Below are 1143 nucleotides of genomic sequence, written 5' to 3'. Positions count from 1 at the left end.
CGAATGGGGAAACCCACTGTTCGTAATGGAACAGGACTTATGTCTGAATACATAGGGCATAAGAGGCACACCCAGGGAACTGAAACATCTCAGTACCTGGAGGAAGAGAAAGCAAATGCGATTTCCCAAGTAGCGGCGAGCGAAACGGAAACAGCCCAAACCAGAGAGCTTGCTCTCTGGGGTTGTAGGACACTCCACAAGGAGTTACAAAGAAATTCTTTAGATGAATCAACCTGGAAAGGTTAGCCAAAGAGGGTAACAGCCCTGTAATCGAAAAAGAATTTCCTCCGGAGTGGATCCTGAGTACGGCGGAACACGTGGAATTCCGTCGGAATCCGGGAGGACCATCTCCCAAGGCTAAATACTCTCTAGGGACCGATAGTGAACCAGTACCGTGAGGGAAAGGTGAAAAGCACCCCGGGAGGGGAGTGAAAGAGTACCTGAAACCGTGTGCCTACAAGTAGTCGAAGCGCGTTCATGCGTAACGGCGTACCTTTTGTAGAATGGACCGGCGAGTTACGATTGTATGCAAGGTTAAGTGGAAGACACGGAGCCGTAGCGAAAGCGAGTCTGAATAGGGCGATTTAGTATGCGGTCGTAGACCCGAAACCGTGTGATCTACCCATGTCCAGGGTGAAGGTCAGGTAACACTGACTGGAGGCCCGAACCCACGTATGTTGAAAAATGCGGGGATGAGGTGTGGGTAGGGGTGAAATGCCAATCGAACACGGAGATAGCTGGTTCTCTCCGAAATAGCTTTAGGGCTAGCCTCAAGATGATGAGTACTGGAGGTAGAGCACTGATTGGACTAGGGGCCCTCATCGGGTTACCGAATTCAGTCAAACTCCGAATGCCAGATACTTAAACTTGGGAGTCAGACTATGGGTGATAAGGTTCATAGTCGAAAGGGAAACAGCCCAGACCACCAGCTAAGGTCCCAAAGTATACGTTAAGTGGAAAAGGATGTGGAGGTGCTTAGACAACCAGGATGTTTGTTTAGAAGCAGCCACCGTTTAAAGAGTGCGTAATAGCTCACTGGTCGAGTGACTCTGCGCCGAAAATGTACCGGGGCTAAACGTATCACCGAAGCTGTGGATTGTTCTTACGAACAATGGTAGGAGAGCGTTCTAAGTGCTGTGAAGT

Annotated in this window: 1 rRNA gene; it reads left to right on the top strand. The window is 49.7% G+C overall.

Features of this window, described 5'->3' with window-relative positions:
* Positions 1-1143: ribosomal RNA gene (locus BLL36_RS29945) — 23S ribosomal RNA — on the top strand; the annotation flags it as partial.

The organism is Pseudomonas cedrina subsp. cedrina, from assembly GCF_001983175.1.
In the GTDB taxonomy this organism is placed as follows: Bacteria; Pseudomonadota; Gammaproteobacteria; order Pseudomonadales; family Pseudomonadaceae; genus Aquipseudomonas; species Aquipseudomonas cedrina.
The sequence above is the reverse complement of the archived record's forward strand: the minus strand, read 5'-3'. Positions and strand labels throughout refer to the sequence as shown.